The following is a 14,578-nucleotide window of genomic DNA, read 5'->3' on the forward strand; positions in this document are numbered from 1 at the left end:
CTTTTAAGCAAGTGTCATCTTATGCCTTTTGTTAATTTCAATACCAAAAAAGTTGTCAAAATATGGGACGGGATCTACGGCACCCTCGCACATTCCGAACAACAAACATTCGGTCATTTCACGATCGACGGCGGTACTATTTTGCCGGAGCACAGCCACGTCCATGAACAATGGTGCCACGTACTGGAAGGTGAACTGGAATTTACCGTTGCCGGTGAAACCATGTTATTGACGCAGGGTATGACGGCCTACATTCCATCTAACGCGCCGCATTCAGCAGTTGCTCATAAGAAATGCAAAGTGATTGATTGTTTTACGCCCGCCCGGCTGGATTTTGTTGAATTGGAGAAAAACGCTGAGCAGTAACTCAGTAGGTGGCCCTTCCTCCCGAAAGATCGAATGTAAAGCCGGTGGTAAAACTGGCTTCATGGGAAACGATGAATGCGGCCATATTTGCAGCTTCTTCCAATGTTCCGCAGCGTTTCATGGGAATTTTATCCGTCATGTATTTGACCTGCGTCTCAGGCATCGCATCCACGAGCGGCGTATGGATCACTGCCGGAGCAAGTGCATTAACCGTGATCCCGGTCTCTGCATATTCCTTTCCCTGCACTTTGGTCATTCCGATCACAGCGGCTTTTGAGGCGGAATAAGCAAGCATTCCTGCATTTCCTTCTTTACCGGCAATGGAGGCGATATGCAAAATGCGGCCATAATTGTTGGCGAGCATATACGGAAGAACGGCTTTCGCCGTGTAGAAGCTGCTCATAAAGTTGATATTAAAAACCTTTTGCAGGTTTGCAGCATCTACTTCATGGCTTTTGATATTGGTAGCTCCCGTAATTCCGGCGCAGTTGATCAGAATATCAATTTTCCCAAAACGTTTTACCACTCTCGCCACCGCTTGTTCAACCTGCTCCTGATCGGTCAGGTCCAGAACTACTTTCTCTTCGTACCTATCATGATCGACAAAATGCTCTTTCAATGCCTTCTCATCAATGTCAAATAATCCTAAGCTGGCGCCTTCATTCAAAAGTTTATGAGCAATTACCTGCCCGAGTCCGGATGCCGCCCCTGTTACAATTGCGACCTGCGTGTTAAAACTGATCATTTTTCAGTATTTTGTTGAGTATGACTTAACCTTTCGGATAAGAAGTAAATTCTCCGCTTATTATAACTATTTCTTTTTCAGCGGGTTTGTCTTCTCTCACTAGAATGGACGAAAAGTTCCTCAAATCTACTTCGGTTGCTCGATGTATTAAGCAGAACGTCAGCTTTAAAAATGCAGGTGCAACAAAAAACCGGATCAGAGAAATTGCGCTTGCAATCACTTTACTGACCCGGTTTGAATCGGTTTTTAATTCCAGTGTGTGTATCTGGGAAATGTATTCAGAGCAACTCGCTTTCGTAGTGCAATCCGATCTGAGCGGGATGATAATTTACGATGCGATTAAACTCCGTTAATGTCTGGTTCACCTGACGCTGCGATACTCCGCTATATTCCATCAGTAATAACTTTGCCTGCTGGGGAGTCGAACGTTTCATTTTCCAGTACTGCGGATGGTTTGTCCCGATTGGCGTGCGGAAATATTTTTCCTTCGGTTCTTTTATCAATATTTCACAGTCGGTACTGAATTGAGGATTGTCGTGGAGATGGAAACCTTTTACAATGACTTTTACTTCCCTCCCACTTTTAAGTTGAAAAATTTTCTCGTGTATCATGACGGTTTTGTTTAAGAATTTCGGAGCAAAGGTGATGGCTGCGGCTCGGCTCGGCCTTCTTACAAAAATCTATTCCAGCGCATCACTTTTAAACGATACAAACATCACTGATATCACTTAAATTTTTAAGTTAAGTTGAGCAAACGGTCGAAAATGTTAGTCTGCGGCAGTATTTGAGGACATACGTGCGTACAATTACGGGTAGTACCTAATGTTATTTGGCAAAAACATTTTTTAACCTTCTATAATATGGCCTACAAACTGTGCTGTGTTATCCAATATTTTGCCCCCGCGACGAAATCCAATCGCACAAGCTTCCCCAACAAAAAACACACCTGCCTGATACGAATTCCCGTCGGCATCTTCCGGGAATGGAAAGTATTCCTGAAAAATACGGGCCTGGCCCCCATACTCCCCATCGGCTTCAATGGAAACCTCCCCGCTTTTTTCCAGAATCGAAACATTCGCGCCTTCGCGGCCAAACAACACTTTACTAACCGATTTTTTATGAGGCAACCTGTACCTTTCGGTCTGAAGTAATAATGGATGATAAGGATACAAATCCCACAACACTTTCAGAATGTATTTGGATTGAAACAGAAGTGTGTAAGCTGGATTTAATACGAGTACTTTCCGGTTTTTTACGAGTTCCGTCAATGCTTTCGCCAGATCAGGTTCATCGAAACCAATATACTCCCACGGCACCAGCTTGAACCAAAAGTCAAAACGGATGAAACTGCCCGTTGTCGTATCCTGGTAGAAAATTCCCTCCTCCGCTGAAAATTCGACATCGTCGATGTAGGCAAACTCTGTATCAAAACCCGCCTCTTTTGCAGCCTCTCGCAGCAATGCCACATTGGTGTCGTCTTCCTGGTAACCCCGCATGGTCGAAAACAGAATGGATGGGTTCAGGTCGGTGTTCTGATCTTTCAGAAAAGCGAACTGAGCAACCAGCATTTCATACAATGAGTTGAATTGTCGGGAATCATCCTGCCCGTTGATCCGGAGATGGGCCCATTGCACGACGGCGGTTTCCGGGATGCAGGTTGCCGTATCCGCATTGAACTCAATGAGTTTGGCAGGTTCGTCGTCTAACCCGCCAGCGAGATCAAAACGTCCGTACAAGTGGGTATGACGATCGTCATTCCAGGTTATCTTAATCAATTCGATCAGGTTTTCCGGAATGCCCAGCTCTTTAAATAACTCGTGGTCAATTACATATTGCCCGGCTTCTACAAACATATCGTACAGATCCATGGCCGAATCGTGGTATTTCGTAGCCTGCGCGTCTGTAATTACCACCATATCTTTCACCACATAAGGAACCGTATCCGTCCCGAGCATCCAGTTCCAGCCTACATTTTCAAGTGCCTTATCTGGCGGATTGGGAAGCGATTTTAATTTAATCATAAATACTGAATTTAATTATCCCGAGCTCCTTCCCGACGAACGTCCGAAAAACCCTTTTCTACCACCTGCCGGCCTCGTCGTGACCGTTCTGGTGGAACGCGACGCGTCTGCCTGACGGAAAGCGCTTTGGGACCGGTCATACGTAGACGGATTGCTGTAAAAGCCTCTGCTCACATTAGGATCACGATAACTGTTCATATAACCGTTATTCATATTCCGTCCCAGCATGTATCCCATTCCACCGTAAAGCAGCATGCTCGACAAGCCGCTGTGATGCCCGACAGCATTCCCATTTGTGCGTATCTCCTCGTCAATTAAAGCTTTGGACGCAGCTGTGCTTAATGTATCAGTGTGACCGTCGAGATATGTGACAATGGCTTGTGAACTGTCTGCGCCCACATTTTGCTCGTCGGTGATTTTGAATTCACCCGGTTTAACTTCTTTGATAAACGACCGGATCCCTTTGGAATAAGTCGTTTCCTCGTAGCTGTATGCCGCCTCATCGTCTTCATTGGATGAGCAACCTGTGATGGCAAAACCAGACAATACTGCCAGCGCGAGTGCACCACCGATACTGATGTCTTTTACTGTTTTTATAAAAGAACCTTTCCTTATTTGTGTCATTGCTTTGGTTTTTATTCTGAGATTGATTCAAATCTACTTCTTTTAAATCCAATTCGAAGTTGCATTCTTTCAAATGGCTCTTTTGAAGGATTGAAAATAAATGGCGTTTACAAACGGTTTGGGATAAGTTGTTAAAAATAAAGTCTGACCAGCTTGTGCCAGTCAGACTTCGCTGCAGATACCTTCAAAAATCAGGCCTTCTTGGCTATTTTTTCAATAGCGCCAACCAATTTATCCAGATCGCTCAACTTTGTATATACGTGGGGCGTCACCCGCACACAGTGAATGTTTTCCCAGTTTATGCCCACAGTATGGATCTGATAGTCTTTCATAAGCTTGCTGTCGAGTTCCTCTGGTTTCATTCCGTCGATACTTACGCCTGCAATCGCGCAGGAAAATTCCGGTTTCATGGACGTGTGGATTTTAACTCCCGGAATTTGGGCTGCTTTTTCCGCCCAGTATTTTTTCAGATAATGCACACGTTCCTGCTTCCGTTTTGACCCTATCCCTTCCTGAAAATTGATCGCTTCCCCGATCGCCTGCTCAATGCAAAAACTGCGGGTACCCAAAGTCTCAAACTTCCGGATATCAGCACTTTTAGGCTGGCTGTTGCATAATAACGGCCATATCTTTTCAATTTTATCCTTTTTGATCCACATCATACCACTACCCACAGGTGCACTCAGGAACTTGTGAAGGCTGGTGCCGAAGTAATCACATTCCAGATCAGGGATTTTGTAATCGAGCAAACCAAATGTATGCGCACCGTCCACAACTACCTCAATACCTTTACTATGCGCCATTTGAGCGATTTTCTTCGCCGGCATAATCTGGCCAACCCAGTTTATAATGTGGGTAATGTGAATGATCTTGGTCTTCGGCGTCACCGCATCGGCGAACGCTTTCACGATCTGCTCGTCGTTTTCAATGGGAAAGTCGAAGGAAAGTTGCTTGTATACGACTCCGTCGCGCATTTGCCGCTGCTTGTATGCCTGGATCATGTTCGGATAATCCTGGATCGTCCCGATTATTTCGTCCCCCTTTTCCAGAGGCAATCCGAAAATAATGGTATTCAACGCCTCGGTGGCATTCCGGTTGATCGCAATTTCTTCCGCATCGCAGCCACCCAGTTTAGCAAGGCGCTGGCGAAGTGGTTCCCGGCCTTTATCCATAATGCGCCACATGTAGTACGATGGACCTTGTGCAGCCGCTTTATTGTATTTTTCCAGCGCTTCCTGGACAGCGATCGGCGATGGTGAAACTCCGCCATTGTTCAGGATGATAACCGGGCTTTTGCTCGCAGTGTATGCATCCTGGATCACCGACCAGTAGTCTTCGTTGGTTTCGCTTGTTGGGTCCCAAAATTTGTCTGCCTCGGCAAAACTTTCTGCGTGCAGCTGGTTGAAAAGGCTGTTCAGTCCAAACGCACCCATACCCAGGGCTGCGCTTTTCCTGAAAAAGGATCGGCGGTTGTTCATAGAGAAGTTGTTATAGGAATAGCAATTGAGTGGCTACAATTTATTCAATATATGGAAAAATCACAATTATTAAAAGTCGAGACCCTCCGTCAGCGCCGATTGTAGCATCCAGTCGTAGGTATTGTACGGAACGGGCAACCCGTAGCTGTCGAGCTGCAGGTACATGAGATGCACGTGCGTGGGTGACCGTTTTTTATAAGCATTAAAACCAGAGCGCCCCATTTCGGCAATTTTATCCCCGGCTTTGATCCATTGCCCCGGCTGAACCTCAACAATATTATTATGAGCATAATAGAAAAGTCCGTCGAGGCACGGATCGTAGACCCAGATCCAGTTGCCGCCGCGATATTCACTATCGTATTTCCAGCCGGTTTCGGTGGCTAATACGATGCCGGACGTGAATGCCAGGACATCGACCGGTTTCCAAGTCCGGTCGTCCAGATTGTCCTGATCTTTGTCCCGCACGAAAAGATCGTGGGCGGGGTGGCTGCCTGAGACATTCATATCAAAAAGATCGAATCCGTTTGGCCGGTACCCTCGTCCCCGCGAACCAATGGATTCTTTCGGTAAATATCCCCTCACCGGAAAAACAAAGTAGGAAGAGTCGATCGCCGGGCACGAATCCGTTTTAATGGCCGCCCGAAGCCGGTGCATTACGGAACGAAACGCATTTCTGGCAGAATCGGGCGAGATCATGCCATCGCGGATGTCTGTCTGTATCTGATTAAATGCGGCACAGGATTCGGCGATTTCGTCGGAACGATCACTTTGGTTTGTCAGGCCGGAAATAAAAGCGATCAGCACAATCCCGGCAACTCTTTTCACTGTCATTACCAATACTTTTGACACCCACTGTTTTTCTTTCACCTGAACCGACTTTAACGAACGTGCTGATTTTACACAAATAAAATGCTACAAATGTATTTCTTATACATTAAAAAGAAGCTATGATTACCTTTAAACCCGGAACACTAAATGATATAAAAATGCTATACCGTCGATTTGGACGAACTAACTGGCAGGTCAGTGAAATCGGATATGGAATGTGGGGATTGGCAGGCTGGACTGGCTCAGACCGTAAAGAAACTGATGACTCGCTGAACCTCGCGGTGGAATCGGGTGTAAATTTCTTCGATACTGCGTGGGGTTATGGAGAAGGATTGAGCGAGCGGATCCTCGGCGAGCTCATCAAACGGTATCCTGACCGTAAACTATATGCGGCGACTAAAATCCCACCTAAAAACCGGCAATGGCCATCTCGCCCGGATTCCAGTCTTAAGGAAGTTTTCCCGGCCGATTACATTGTTGAATACACGGAGTTGAGCCTGAAAAATCTGGGTACTGAGAAAATTGACTTGCTGCAATTTCACGTCTGGGAGGATTCCTGGGCGCAGGAAGATGAATGGAAAGAGGCGATTCAAAAGCTGACAAAGGAAGGAAAAGTGGATGCCTGGGGAATCAGTATCAATCGCTGGGAGCCAGATAATGCGCTTGAAACGCTAAAAACAGGCTTAATCGACGCGGTGCAGGTTATCTATAATATTTTCGATCAGGCACCGGAAGATAACCTTTTCCCACTTTGCAAATCAATGGATCTCGGCGTTATCTCCCGGGTACCCTTTGACGAAGGAACGTTGACGGGTACTTTAACAAAAGAGACGGTCTTCCCGGCCGACGACTGGCGTTCTACGTATTTTGTCCCTGAAAACCTGAATTCAAGCGTGGATCATGCCGAAGCGTTGCGGGCCGATCTGCCAGCCGGAATGACGATGCCCGAACTCGCATTACGTTTTATCCTGAATAATCCCGATGTGCATACTACGATCCCGGGAATGCGGAAATTGCCGCACGTGCGATCGAATGTATCTGCAAGCGACGGCCAGAAATTAGCTGCCGAAGTGGTTGAAAAATTGAAGGAACACCGCTGGGACAGAAGTCCTACGCAATGGTCACAATAGAAGTAAGAGCCCTCTTCCGCTGCGAAGAGGGCTTTTTTTTGGCTATTTGTACAAATTACTATCGACTGAATATTTACCTGGCCCGGTAAAAAACAGAGTCAGATATACAATCAGAAAGGAAATAGCGTGCTCCTTTTTACTAAAAGGGTCTTCGCCGTGCACGATCAACGCCACTACAAGCATGGTGAAAATCAACGGGATCAATGCAGCCCGTGTGAAAAGGCCAAGTACCAACAGAATGGAGCAGCCAAATTCCGCACAAATGGTCAGAATGTAAGAAAGCTCCTCCCCGATCCCGATCGGATCAGCAAACGAATGGTCTCCGCTCAAAAAGCCTTTCAGCTTTGCATAGCCGTGTGTCAGCATTAACACAGAAATCCCCACTCTCAAAATCAAAACCCCGAAGTCAGCGGACGCGGGAAGTTTAGGTGGTTTTAAAAATTTTCTCATCATAGTGGGTTGCTTTTTAGTAGTACTCCATAGGTAACCACTCAGACAACCCAGTAGTTTCCAAGAAGCAATTAAGGGAATCGAAATTTAAGTTTTTATTTGTCAAGTATTATTTTTAGGTTTACCTAAATAAATATTAAGACATATTTTAACAATTACATATACATGAAGCTACACATACTCTTTATATGCTGTCTCATTTCGTTCGCTGCACAGGCACAGCATATTTTAACCGGAAAAATTACACTTGAAGGTCAGAACGAAACTGCATTCGGAGCCTCCGTTTACATCAGTGAGCTCAAAACAGGAACGATTGCCGATACGTCCGGAAGCTACCGGATCGACGGAATTCCGACGGGCGTGTACACAATTAAAGTGAGCTACATTTCCATGCCCACGGTAACTGAAAAAAACGTGCGCATATCGGCGAATACAAGCAAGGATTTTACATTAAAACCTGGCAGCAATTCGCTGGAAGAAGTTGTTGTAACCGGAACAATGAAAGAAGTTTCGAAGCTCGACAGCCCGGTGCCCGTGGATATTATTACTGCAAAATTCATTTACAAAAATCCCGTCCCAAGCATTTTTGAGGGTTTGAGTTATGTAAATGGAGTTCGCCCTCAGTTGAATTGCAACGTTTGCAACACCGGCGACATTCACATGAACGGACTTGAAGGCCCGTACACCATGGTACTGATCGATGGAATGCCGATGGTGAGCGGATTGTCCACCGTTTACGGACTATCAGGTATCCCGAATAGTTTGATCGAGCGGGTTGAAATCGTAAAAGGACCGGCATCCACCTTATATGGATCGGAAGCTGTGGGGGGATTGATTAATATAATTACCAAAAACCCATCGAAAGCACCCATCTTCTCCGCAGATGTATTCAGCACAACCTGGCGGGATGTGAATGTGGACCTGGGCGTAAAATTCACTCCGAATGAGCGCACGAGCTCACTGCTTGGGGTTAACTATTTCAACTACCAAAATCCCATTGATAACAATGGGGACGGTTTCACAGATCTTACGCTGCAAAACAGGATCTCGTTTTTCAACAAATGGTCATTTAACCTGAAAAATAACCGGCAAGCCAATATCGCGGCCCGCTACTATTATGAAGACCGCTGGGGTGGTGAAATGCGCTGGAATAAGACATTTCGCGGAGGTGACCAGGTGTATGGGGAAAGTATTTATACCAAACGTTATGAAGTGCTGGGAAACTATCAGCTGCCCGGCCCTGAGAAACTCACTTTGCAATATTCGTTCAGCTCACATCATCAGAATTCGGTATACGGAAAAGTACCTTTCAATGCGGACCAGAAGATAGCGTTCGCGCAACTTTTGTGGGATAAGGAAATTGGAAAACACAACCTGCTTTTTGGAACGCCGTTTCGGTATACATTCTACAACGACAATACGACTGCAACCCGGCACCTCGACGGTCAAGACCATCCTGATAAAATCTTGTTACCCGGTATTTTTGTGCAGGACGAAATCCGGGCCGGCGCACATGCATTGCTCCTGGGCGCACGATACGATTATAATAGTCGTCATGGAAGCATTTTTACCCCGCGGGTTGCCTACAAGTACAAATTCAATCAAACGGATGTGGTGCGATTGAATGTCGGACGCGGATTCCGGATCGTCAATTTGTTTACGGAAGATCATGCGGCGCTGACCGGTTCCCGGCAGGTAATTGTGAAGGAAGCATTAAACCCGGAGCAAAGCTGGAATGCGAATATCAATTTTGTAAAAAAGATCGTGACCGGAAATTCGTTTGTCGGATTTGACGCATCGGTTTTTTACACCCATTTCACCAACCGCATCCTGCCCGATTATGATACCGATCCTAACCAGATTATATATAATAACCTGGACGGTTATGCTGTTTCGAAAGGCGTGAGTTTGAACCTGGATTTCAACTTCCCTTTTCCATTGAAAATCATTGCAGGCGGAACGTATATGGAAAACTTTCAGAAAGAAAATGGGGTCCGTTTCCGTCCGGTACTCACCGAAAAATTCACAGGCGTTTGGTCTGTTAGCTATGAAATGCCGCGTGCAGGATTGTCGTTTGACTACACCGGTAACATATACGGACCAATGCGGCTGCCTGTTTTAGGCCCCGAAGATCCGCGCGCAAAAACGTCTCCCGTATGGTCATTGCAAAATATCCAGATCACCAGGAAGTTCGACAATGGACTGGAAATTTATGGTGGTATCAAAAACCTCCTAAACTTCACACCTCCGTCTAATTCCATTGCCCGGGCCAATGATCCGTTCGACAAAAATGTAAAATTCGATGATCAGGGACAGGTTATTGCAACACCTGACAATCCTTACAGACAGACATTCGACCCATCCTACGTTTTCGCTCCAAATCAGGGAATTAGAGGATTTCTGGGGATTCGATACACATTTAGATAGGCCACCATTTTTGTCTAAAAAAGCAACCAAAATCTCTCATATATAATTATTCGAAGATCCAAAACGTATACAGTATTGATTTTCATTGACTTGAACTATTTTACATTGTATATTTGTGCCATCAATTAATTAACACTACTTAGTTATGGCATTATCAAAACAATTTGTGAAGAGCAAGTCGCTTTACAAAGTTACATTTACAGTACCTGCGGAAGCAGCAGCAGAAGCTAAAAAAGTTGCCCTCGTTGGAGAATTTAATGGCTGGAACCCGGAAGAAGCCATTGCTTTGAAAAAACAAAAAGACGGTTCTTTTAAAGGCATCCTTGAACTTGCATCAGGCGAATACCAGTTCCGTTACATTCTTGACGACGAGAAATGGGAAAACGATTGGGAAGCTGATAAATACGTACCTGCTGGCGTAGACGCCACGGCCGAGAATTCAGTGGTTGTTCTTTAGCTGTTAGCTGTTAGCTGTTAGCTGTTAGCTGTTAGCTGTTAGCTGTTAGCTGTTAGCTGTTAGCTGTTAGCTGTTAGCTGTTAGCTTAAGAAAAACCGGTCAGTAGTAATCTACTGACCGGTTTTTCTTTTTATCTCAATGCCAAAAAAGCTAAATGCTAATCGCTAAAAGCTAATAGCTAACAGCTTAAAACTAAACCACAAAGCTATCACTCTCCACATACGCCTTAATCAATGCGTCCTCTCCTTCTGCGCCGGATTTTGAGTTACCGTGTTCCATGCCCATGATGAAGGACTTGTTTTCTTTTTTGCTGCGGTCGTAGATGTATTTGAAGATGTTTTTGTAGTTGATCTCCCCAGTAGTCGGCTCTTTGCGGCCAGGTTCGTCACCGATTTGGAAATAGTCAATTTCACTCCACGTTTTTTCAATATTATAGAGAAGGCGCCCCTCGTTTTTTTGCATGTGGTAAATGTCATAGAGAATTTTGCAGGACTTGCTGTTAACCCCGCGACAGATCTCATAGGTTTGGTCAGAAGTTCTTAGAAACAGGTCGGGCGAATCACTCAACGGCTCCAGTACCATTACCAATCCGTGCGGTTCCAGGATTTCCGATCCTCGGCGCAATGCGTCAATCACGTTACCAGTTTGGACACCAATTGGTATGTTTCTTTCAAAATTACCTGGTACCACGGTCATCCATTTTGCATTGACACGCTTAGCTACTTCTACCGCTTTTTTGCAGCCATTCAGGAAAATATCAATGTATTCCTGTTTGCCTGCTGCGAGAGTATTTGCTCCATTACCACCTTTATCCACAACAAAAACGCCCATTTGCATACCAGTGCGGGCCATTTCCTTAGCAATAGCCTCCTGCTGCTCTACCGGCCGCCCCATCATTCCATTATCTTCAAGAGCCATAAAGCCGTTGTCGGCCATGAATTTCAACTGGTCGATCACATCTTTTCCAGCCTTATTTTGGAACATGCCAAAGTGGGGCGCATATTTCAACTTAAAATTATTTTTGGCAAATGGGGCTTGGTTAGCGAAGGTTTCACCGGTCGCCAAAGCAGCTCCGGCTATTCCCAATGTAGATTTCACAAAATTTCTGCGAAGCATATCTTTCCTGGATTTATGTTTAGAGGTTAAAGATAGGATACCTGTTAATATACCTAAATGCCGGGCTTATTAGACTTGCCAGGCTTTGAAAACCCGGCAAGACTCGTCTTAATTTCTATCCCTTCTTTTCCTACGCCTCTCTTTTTTGGTATCCGCAGGCTTTTGTACTGCTTCCTGAACTTCTTCTTTGGGTTTCGGAAAATATGGAGCGAGCTGCACTTTGATCTCTTCCCGGAATGCGTTTTTCACACCTTCCAAAGCAGCTTCTTTCACATCGCCGCTGAGTCTGTCTTCCGTCAGAAGCTTTACAACTACCTCCTCTCCCGGCCAGCTGGCGCCCAGGTACCTGGCAGCATTCTTCCGAACCGAAGTCGGCAAGTCGCCGTCCAAAACAGTTGAGCGCAGCAGGTACACTGCCTCGGGACTTCCTACTGTTTGAATGGAAGCCAGTAATGCCGATTTCCTGGCTTCATTCATACCTGCTAATTTTTCTGTCACATAGGATATTCCTGCCTGTTCAAGCAACAATGCACCTGCATCGCGGCCGAGTACCTCGTCGGATTTATCGAGCGCAAGATTCAACAGCCGGTCGTTTTCAGATTCGAGCTCATAACGTGTCATCAGGTCAATGTAATGATCGGTACCGTACGTTTCGTCCAATAACTTATTTAATGCCGTACGTCCCTGCTGAGAGTTGGTCACAAAACTTTTATCCAAATGCAGCAATGCAAGCTTACTAACCTCAATCCGGTCGGAAGAATTGACGGTGAGCACATTGAGCAGCGCCTGGGATTTCTCGTACCCGGCGCGGAAAAAGTCGAAGGCACGGAAATAGCGAAGCCTGCTTTTGAAACTCACGCTGGTATCCGCAGCCAGGTCAGTCAGGTAGGGAATCGCTTTCCTGGTCCGTGCGAGCCAGATAATGTCTTTGCCGGCATCTGTGGCACCGGGGCGGGATCCGGCCCGTTCCAGCCAGGCGGGAAAAATACGCTCCCATTGATCATACGCGCCGATGCTCAATGCCTCGACCGACCAGCGGTCATTTCCTTTGTACTGTTTTGCCAATTGGAGCCACACATCCAGCGCCTCGTAAGTGTGGTTATGGTTAATGGCCAGGGCGCATTCGCGTCTCACCTGCGGGTCCGGATCGGCAGTAAGTCTTTTAATGTATTCGGTAGGATCGCTGTTTCTTTGTCTCACAGCCCGCAGCGCTGTAATCCTGATATTTGGGTTGATATGTCTGAAACCGACGTCCAGATTTCTATAATTAAATCCTTCGATCCGGTTTAATACCCACAATGCGCGTGCACGCAGCTTTGGATTTGCATTATATCTGTTGAAAAGCTCTTCCAGAAACGGTTCGGCATTCCATCCATGTTTCACGCAGGCATTCCACGCCAGATAACGCATGGATAAGTTTGGACTTTGCAACGCTTTTACTGCCTGCTCCGGAATACTAAGGTCGAAGACGGGGATTTTGTAGGCACTATCCGGCGGGGCAATCCTGAAAATCCTGCCCCGGCTCCGATCCTTCATTTTATTTGATCCAATGACCGGGTCATACCAGTCGGAGACGATGAGGGAGCCATCGGGCGCGACGCAAACGTCCGTTGGACGAAACCATTTATCTCTGGTTCCCTCAACAATGGGGATAATACCGTCCGATTTATAGCCCGCGCCGTCGTTCTGAACCGGGAATGCGCTGAGATAATTCTGTCCTGCATCGGCGAGAATAATCTGGTCCCAGAACTTTCGAGGCAACAATTCACCTTCGTAAATCGTCATACCCATCGGAAAGCCGGAACCGGTTTCCAGCAAATTGGGAACTACACCGGGGTCGTTCTGATGCCAGTGACGGCGGGGAACTTCGTCTTCGACGTTGGTGCGGTTGAGACGCCAGCTTGCACCGGTCATTTCATCGATATACCCAAAATTGCCATTTTCCATCACATACGAAACCCGGTCGCCGCCATTCCCCGGCTCTTCCTGGTCCGACTGCCACATGGTACCGTAGCTATCGACCGCAACTTCAAACCCATTCCTGAAATTTTCGGCCAGGATCTCTACTTTGGTAAAATCCTGATCACATCGAAAAACAACACCTTGTTTGAATTGCCTGAAATCAATAGGTCTTTCGTATTTATCAAGAAGTGGCCGATCCTGCCCGTCGACGAGCTGCCGGCCTGCATTACCAAAGTTGAAATAGAATTTCCCATCCGGCCCGAAAACGAATGCGTGAATTCCGGCATCGCTTTGCGTACCTCCGATACCTTTAAACAAAACTTCTTTGGTATCAGCTTTGTCGTCTCCATTCGTATCTGTAAAAAGCCAGACATATGGACTTTGAGACACCACCGCTTTATTTCCCATCACCCAGATCCCGAGCGGCGCATTGATCTCGGGTCCCTGATAAAAAACTTTGGTTACATCCGATTTACCATCTCCGTCTTTGTCTTCCAGGATCAGGATCCGGTCACCCATTCCCAACTCCGATTTGCCATTTACGGCGGGACGATAGTTGTAGGCTTCACAAACCCACACCCTGCCCCGGTGGTCGACATCGATGTTAATGGGATTTATAACGTCAGGCTCCGACGCAAACAATGTGGCGGCCAGTCCGTCGGCCACTTTCAGGCCTGCAACCGCATTCCTGGAAAACCGTTTTTCAGGCTCTGACAGTTGTGCATAAATGCTATCTGGATTTGTAACTACTATTGAATCAGCAACTTGACAAATACTGACACCGGGAAGAAAAGAAAAATTTGCCGCAACAAAGAATGCAAATTTCTTAAAATTGAATTGTTTCAAAACAAACTTGAATGGATGCTACCTCACAAAAAACCGATTAAAATTACGTCTTGTTTGGTGAATAACGAAGAGAAGTTTGAAGTTATCGGGATAATGTTTCGAAAGAATCGCGACAAACTGCGTTAACG

At 46.1% G+C, this 14,578-nt stretch carries 13 protein-coding genes; 4 read left to right on the forward strand and 9 right to left on the reverse strand.

Annotated features, from left to right (window positions below; translation table 11 throughout):
* Positions 1–21 precede the first annotated feature (21 nt).
* Positions 22–366, forward strand: coding sequence for a cupin domain-containing protein (locus tag LZG72_RS03680; protein ID WP_233867685.1), 345 nt, complete (start codon positions 22–24; stop codon positions 364–366).
* Between the two features lies 1 nt (position 367).
* Here LZG72_RS03680 and LZG72_RS03685 read toward each other — a convergent pair whose 3' ends face one another.
* The 6 genes from LZG72_RS03685 to LZG72_RS03710 all read right to left on the reverse strand — a co-directional run bounded on the left by LZG72_RS03685 (position 368) and on the right by LZG72_RS03710 (position 6,065).
* Positions 368–1,111, reverse strand: a complete 744-nt coding sequence (locus LZG72_RS03685) for an SDR family NAD(P)-dependent oxidoreductase (RefSeq protein WP_233867688.1) — start codon at positions 1,109–1,111, stop codon at positions 368–370.
* A gap of 278 nt (positions 1,112–1,389) precedes the next feature.
* Positions 1,390–1,722 carry a hypothetical protein gene (locus tag LZG72_RS03690; RefSeq protein ID WP_233867692.1) on the reverse strand — a complete coding sequence of 111 codons (333 nt, stop codon included), beginning with the start codon at positions 1,720–1,722 and terminating at the stop codon, positions 1,390–1,392.
* Between the two features lie 234 nt (positions 1,723–1,956).
* Positions 1,957–3,132, reverse strand: a complete 1,176-nt coding sequence (locus tag LZG72_RS03695; protein WP_233867694.1) for a glutathionylspermidine synthase family protein — start codon at positions 3,130–3,132, stop codon at positions 1,957–1,959.
* 15 nt (positions 3,133–3,147) lie between these two features.
* Positions 3,148–3,756, reverse strand: coding sequence for a hypothetical protein (locus LZG72_RS03700; RefSeq protein ID WP_233867697.1), 609 nt, complete (start codon positions 3,754–3,756; stop codon positions 3,148–3,150).
* 191 nt (positions 3,757–3,947) lie between these two features.
* A complete protein-coding gene (locus LZG72_RS03705; RefSeq protein ID WP_233867700.1) occupies positions 3,948–5,234 on the reverse strand; it encodes an aminotransferase class V-fold PLP-dependent enzyme in 1,287 nt (428 codons plus the stop codon).
* 69 nt (positions 5,235–5,303) lie between these two features.
* On the reverse strand, positions 5,304–6,065 hold the full coding sequence (locus LZG72_RS03710) for a M23 family metallopeptidase (protein ID WP_233867703.1): 762 nt from the start codon (positions 6,063–6,065) through the stop codon (positions 5,304–5,306).
* 155 nt (positions 6,066–6,220) lie between these two features.
* On the opposite strand from LZG72_RS03710, the gene LZG72_RS03715 reads away from it, so the two are divergent.
* Positions 6,221–7,192: an aldo/keto reductase gene (locus LZG72_RS03715; protein WP_233867706.1), complete on the forward strand. Its 972-nt coding sequence runs from the start codon at positions 6,221–6,223 to the stop codon at positions 7,190–7,192.
* A gap of 42 nt (positions 7,193–7,234) precedes the next feature.
* On the opposite strand, the gene LZG72_RS03720 is transcribed toward LZG72_RS03715, so the two are convergent.
* Positions 7,235–7,645, reverse strand: a complete 411-nt coding sequence (locus LZG72_RS03720; RefSeq protein ID WP_233867709.1) for a DoxX family protein — start codon at positions 7,643–7,645, stop codon at positions 7,235–7,237.
* Positions 7,646–7,807: 162 nt separating this feature from the next.
* On the opposite strand from LZG72_RS03720, the gene LZG72_RS03725 reads away from it, so the two are divergent.
* The gene (locus LZG72_RS03725; protein WP_233867712.1) at positions 7,808–10,069 is read left to right on the forward strand and encodes a TonB-dependent receptor; all 2,262 of its coding nucleotides are present in this window, start codon (positions 7,808–7,810) and stop codon (positions 10,067–10,069) included.
* Positions 10,070–10,214: 145 nt separating this feature from the next.
* Entirely contained in the window at positions 10,215–10,526 is a 312-nt protein-coding gene (locus tag LZG72_RS03730; protein ID WP_233867714.1) for an isoamylase early set domain-containing protein, read from the forward strand.
* A 192-nt stretch (positions 10,527–10,718) separates the two neighbouring features.
* Here LZG72_RS03730 and LZG72_RS03735 read toward each other — a convergent pair whose 3' ends face one another.
* Together LZG72_RS03735 and LZG72_RS03740 are read right to left on the reverse strand one after the other, a co-directional pair.
* Positions 10,719–11,642 (reverse strand): hydroxypyruvate isomerase family protein, encoded by a 924-nt coding sequence (locus LZG72_RS03735; protein ID WP_233867718.1) that lies wholly within the window; start codon positions 11,640–11,642, stop codon positions 10,719–10,721.
* Positions 11,643–11,750: 108 nt separating this feature from the next.
* Positions 11,751–14,450 carry a PVC-type heme-binding CxxCH protein gene (locus LZG72_RS03740; RefSeq protein WP_233867721.1) on the reverse strand — a complete coding sequence of 900 codons (2,700 nt, stop codon included), beginning with the start codon at positions 14,448–14,450 and terminating at the stop codon, positions 11,751–11,753.
* Positions 14,451–14,578 lie beyond the last annotated feature (128 nt).

The organism is Dyadobacter sp. CY323 (assembly GCF_021390245.1).
Lineage (GTDB): Bacteria > Bacteroidota > Bacteroidia > Cytophagales > Spirosomataceae > Dyadobacter.